General features: G+C 64.0%; 6 protein-coding genes. All 6 read right to left on the bottom strand.

What is annotated here, in order from left to right; all coding sequences use genetic code 11:
* Window positions 1–199: 199 nt before the first annotated feature.
* The 6 genes from K2R93_19375 to K2R93_19350 all read right to left on the bottom strand — a co-directional run bounded on the left by K2R93_19375 (window position 200) and on the right by K2R93_19350 (window position 4,818).
* Window positions 200–904: a hypothetical protein gene (locus tag K2R93_19375; GenBank protein MBY0492012.1), complete on the bottom strand. Its 705-nt coding sequence runs from the start codon at window positions 902–904 to the stop codon at window positions 200–202.
* Between the two features lie 119 nt (window positions 905–1,023).
* Window positions 1,024–1,728, bottom strand: a complete 705-nt coding sequence (locus K2R93_19370) for a hypothetical protein (protein ID MBY0492011.1) — start codon at window positions 1,726–1,728, stop codon at window positions 1,024–1,026.
* A 207-nt stretch (window positions 1,729–1,935) separates the two neighbouring features.
* Entirely contained in the window at window positions 1,936–2,358 is a 423-nt protein-coding gene (locus tag K2R93_19365; protein MBY0492010.1) for a hypothetical protein, read from the bottom strand.
* 245 nt (window positions 2,359–2,603) lie between these two features.
* Window positions 2,604–3,074 (bottom strand): hypothetical protein, encoded by a 471-nt coding sequence (locus tag K2R93_19360; GenBank protein MBY0492009.1) that lies wholly within the window; start codon window positions 3,072–3,074, stop codon window positions 2,604–2,606.
* Window positions 3,075–4,192: 1,118 nt separating this feature from the next.
* A complete protein-coding gene (locus K2R93_19355) occupies window positions 4,193–4,504 on the bottom strand; it encodes a helix-turn-helix domain-containing protein (protein ID MBY0492008.1) in 312 nt (103 codons plus the stop codon).
* Window positions 4,501–4,818, bottom strand: coding sequence for a type II toxin-antitoxin system RelE/ParE family toxin (locus K2R93_19350; protein MBY0492007.1), 318 nt, complete (start codon window positions 4,816–4,818; stop codon window positions 4,501–4,503). Before K2R93_19350 ends, K2R93_19355 begins: the two co-directional genes overlap by 4 nt.
* Window positions 4,819–5,060: the final 242 nt, after the last annotated feature.

The following is a 5,060-nucleotide window of genomic DNA, read 5'->3' as shown; positions in this document are numbered from 1 at the left end:
CTAGCCGTTCCCCCCACAAAGAAAACAAAGCACACACCGTCACTGGCCGACACGAGCCCCACCGACATAACGCCAAGTTCTGCCGCGGGGCCTGATAACAATGCGACAGGCGAACGCAGTGAGCCAGTCGCCCTCCTTGCAACAGCCTCGCCGGCAGCAGCGTCTCGTTAGGGCGCAACGGCGCAGCGGACGCCGCGGCCTAGGGCTGCGTTGAGCGCGACAACCGGCGGAAGACGGCCGCCACCGCCTGCACCGCGGTGTCGGCCGCGGTCGCTGGCGGCGTTGTCCTCCGGATCACTGACGCCCGGTACTCGGGACCGCGGCGTAGTTCGATGACGTATGTGTAGCCGTCCGTCGAAAGCAGATGACTCGGCACGCTAGTCGGCAGCCTGTCGACACCGGCGCGCAGCGCATCCCTCCAGAGCGACTCGAGCGGTAAACGAGCTCGTATCGACACTAGCGACACCGTGTCATCGGAGATGACCCGCCAGCCGTACGTACCCGGCGGGGCTTCCGCCTCGCCAGCATTTTGCTCTGCGCACCGAGCACGCGCGAGACGCCGATAGCCGATTTCGCTGGGAGCAGAGAGCGTGTCGCCGACGGGAATCGGAAGACTGTACGAGCACTTCACGATCCTCGTGTGCCACGCGCGCCACCGACCTTTCTCGCGCCGCACCACGAGGCCCCACACCCCGCCAAGGCCGTAGCCCTCCCAGAGACGCATCTCAATGTCCTCTCGGCCCATCGCGCGCACCACGAGTTCGCCGAGCGGAGACTCCCGTCCCCAGCCCTGCGTTATCTGGAGTAGGTAGTTGCCCGTGTCTGCCACGACCCGTGTCGCTTGTGCTTGCGCACCATGTGCGATCAAGAGCGAGAGGGAGACTAGCAGCTTGGGTATGCGCATTTGCATAAATAGGGTCGCCCTAACGCCAAGTTCTGCCGCGGGGCCTCATAACAATGCGACAGGCGAACGCAGTCAGCCAGTCGCGCTCCGTGATCAGCCCCGTCGGCAGCAGCGACCCGTTACATGTCTCGCATCGGCGCCCTCGCGGCACGCGCGCTCGGCATCGTGGCGGTACCCAAGGTCGCGACGATACTGACCAGCAACAGATCTCGCGCGATCTGCCAAAGGTAAGGTATGGCGAGCTCAGGCGAACGCATCGGCAACACGGCCGTGCGTTGACCAACTGTCGACTCCCACGTCAGCAGTCCGAGCAGGGCAAGAGTCGAGAGCCGCAGGGGCCACGACATCGTCTTCGCCGTTCGTAGAAACAACCCGGCGCCGACGCCCACCACACCTATCTCAAGGAGCATGGCAAGTTGCGGCGACGACCGCCAGAGCCCTAAACCGCTTGTGGCTGGGCCATCCGCGAATATGAGAATCCCACCGGGGTCGACGCACCAGTCGCACACGAGATGCAACAGCAGGGCGCCGGCAAGCGCTGCGATCCAGGCGCCGGCGTGCACCTGCCGGACGGCTAGCCACACGCCGAAGATGACCAGCAGCGTGACGCCACCAGTCAACAGCGCGCCGTGCGAGTAGGGCGCGAGGATCTGCCACTCGGCGTACGGGGCGCCAATCGGCGCTTCGATTCGCTCAACACCCCTTCGCATGAGCAGCGCGAACGCGAGATCTGGTACCATGCCAGCCATGAGGAGCGCGACGACCGGCACGCGAGGCGCAGCTGCTTTGCATCCGAGGCTCGCCGCAAAGTGCGCCGCATACATCCGGTAGGCTCCGACTCAATGGTGAATAGACATGTAACGCCAAGCTCTGCCGCGGGGCCTCATAACAATGTGGCAGGCCCGCGCAGCGGGCCAGCCACCCTCCTTGAACAGCCCCGTCGGCAGCAGCGACCCGTTAGAGCGAGGGTGACCGACGTTCTTGCGCCACCACGTTTTTCAGACGCTCGCTTGCTGCTACGCTAATCAGCACTACTCCGAGCTTGCGAGCGCCACACGGGCTAGCGCTTGAGTCACGGTGCGATGGGCATAGAAGTCTCGCTGTTTGAGCTCCGCAAGGACCGCTGGCGTGAAGACATCGGAATCCGACGCCTCAAACACGAACACGGACGCGTTCGGAAGGCGGTCGCCCCCCTGCACCCAGCCGATGCGCGTGCCAAGCTGGAGCGTCAGCGCCTCGGCGTAGAAGCAGCCACTTAGGCAATCCAACGGCTCGCCGTAGTAGACGCGGTAAAGCGCTGCCTGCTGTCCCGCGGAGAGCGGGACGCGCACCACGCGCCGGACCATCAAGGTGCTGTCGGCGGCGAGGAAGGTGCGTACCGTCGTCGGCGCATCCGAGAGCGGATCCGTGGGGCTGTCGCCACACGCGGACGACGAGAGCAGCGCGACGGCCACTATCAAGTATCGAAGCCTCATTGGTACATCCTCCTCGCTGACGGACTCATGTTACTGACCTCTTCAATGCACGCGGAGTTTTCGAAAACTTCGTACACCCAGAGCCGCTCTAACGCCAAGCTCTGCCGCGGGGCCTCATAACAGTGTGGCAGGCCCGCGCAGCGGGCCAGCCACCCTCCTTGATCAGCCCCGTCGGCAGCAGCGACCCGTTATGCACGACGAAGGAATGATCGGCCAAGACTATGCTACATGAATGGTTTCACCATCACGAAGTTGGAGTCGGTTACAAAGAAAGTCGCACCGCTATACTGGTCGAAGACCGCGACGGCGAGCGAATAGCGGTTTGAGCTCATTCGGACGAGCAGACCGCCTCGTACGTAGGTGGCCATATCGGCGTAGTCCGGCCCCAACGTACTATAGTGCGCCTTCCACGCAGTGATCGCACGTCGACATTTCGTGGTATCGGTGACCACGACAAGGTCGCCGATCTTGACGCCGACGATGCCGAGTTCCTTGCGCATGGGAGCAAAGTGCTCGCCCGTTTCGCCGGAATCTGCAAGCACCGCTCTGAACCGCGCGAAGGCCAGCTCATCGTACCCTTCCCCGTCGATCTGACACGGCGACTTGGTCTGGCGGTCAGCGGAACCATGTAAATCGAACCCAATTGTCCAGCAGAGGAGCGGTCCCAGAATGATGGGGACAAGGGCGCGAATCATGAGCACCTCATCGAGACGGAAACGCCAGAGGACATTCGAGAGAGGTACAGTTCGAGACCAAGTCGTTCAGGCCGACCTGCATAACGCCCAGCTCTACTGCGGCGCCTCCCACAAATTGCGCGCGAAGCGCGCCACCAGCCAGCGCCGTCAGTAGCAGCGACGTGTTATGACGTGTGACGAACTGTGTACGGGTGGCCCGCGCGTGATCGCGCGGCCGCACCGGACTGCCCATACGCCGACCTAACCGCTGCACCGGACCGCGGCCGCGAAGAAGCCCGTGGGCCATCCCCCATCACGGGCGCGTCCGAGGCGGCGGTCGCCCAGGCCGGACTAGCCGTTCCCCCCACAAAGAAAACAAAGCACACACCGTCACTGGCCGACACGAGCCCCACCGACATAACGCCAAGCTCTGCCGCGGGGCCTCATAACAATGCGACAGGCGAACGCAGTGAGCCAGTCGCCGACCTTGAAACAGCCCCGTCGGCAGCAGCGACCCGTTCGGCGGCGAAAGTTGACTCACACCGGCCGCCGATTCGGAATCGGTGACGGCGAATGTTCAGCTGCGGATTCTCGCGGATCACGCCACGTTCCCTCGCCCAGCAGCTCGGGTGCGTGACTCACGGACGAAAGCTCCTGGGGATCGGACCCTCGCAGTGCCGGCTCGCCTGGAATTCCCCTTGCGAGCCATATGGCTCCGATCACACTGAACGCCGCTTGCAGCACGACTGCAATCCGTCGCCCCTCACTGGCGTCAGGGTGAGCGGAGAGGAGCCAATTGGCGGCTTGTGCAGCCAGACCGATGAGAAGACCGGCGGCCAGCCCACGCATGAAGATCTGTCGACGCGTCATTCAGGCCTCGGATTGCAATGCGTGTCGAGCACGACTGGGGGAAGGATTTGAACCACACCGTCGAAAGCTTGACCCATGGATCAGCCTCTCGCCAGCACCACGCGCGACAGTTCAGCGGTACCTGCGTTTTCTAAAGCTCGCGCTGGAGCACGTTCAGACCGCTGCCTGCCGAACGCCAAGCTCTGCCGCGGGGCCTGATAACAATGCGACAGGCGAACGTAGTGAGCCAGTCGCGCTCCTTGATCAGCCCCGTCGGCAGCAGCGACCCGTTATGCCGCGCCGCGCCGTTTCGGACGATGCAAGGCCTCAACGACCGCCGCAGGATTGTGCGCTGCGACTTGCAGCAACGCGAGCGCGGGACCATCGGGTACGCGGCGGCCTTGCTCCCAGTTCCGGAGCGTGGCCACACTCACGCCGATCATCAGGGCGAACTCTGCCTGCGACTGCCCGAGGTCGGCGCGCACCGCTTTGACATCGGTCGGCTTGAACGCGCGAGAGCGCGACGGCTTCCGTTCGCCGCGATGGATCGCTCCCGCCTGGCGCACGCTCTCCAGCAACTCGTTGAATGCGTCGGCCTTCACTTGAACTCCTCGCGCACGACTCGAGCGAGTGTACGCAGCTGTGTTGGGGTGAGATCCCCCTGCTCGTTCTTCGCGTAGAGGTACAGCATGTAGCAGACGCCGTCCGCGGCCGCCCAGTAGTAGATGGTGCGCACACCGCCACGCTTCCCACGCCCTTCGGCGCCCCAGCGGAGCTTGCGTAGCCCACCGCCACCCGGGATCAGCGCCCCCTGCTCCGGGCGCAGGTACAAAGCCGCCTGCAGCGCGCGATACTGCTCGTCATCGAGATGCCGGCGGAGGGCCGCCGTGAAGATGGGCGTCTCGACGAAGCGCATAAAGAACTATACGCCATTGGCGTACTTTTCGCCAGAGGCGACCCTTCTCATTGGCCCACCGGCATAACGTTTGCTTCTGCTGCGAGTGCTCCCATAAAATGCGGTTGTGGGGCCGCTGCATTCCTTCCATAAAGTGGAGCAGCGGCCCCACAACCGCTACCAACCCCGCGCTTGTCGGCAGCAAGCGTCGTTATGCGGCGCCATTGCTGAGCGCGCGGCGTGAGCGCCCTTGACTCTATACC

The organism is Gemmatimonadaceae bacterium (assembly GCA_019752115.1).
In the GTDB taxonomy this organism is placed as follows: domain Bacteria; phylum Gemmatimonadota; class Gemmatimonadetes; order Gemmatimonadales; family Gemmatimonadaceae; genus Gemmatimonas.
The sequence above is the reverse complement of the archived record's forward strand: the minus strand, read 5'-3'. Positions and strand labels throughout refer to the sequence as shown.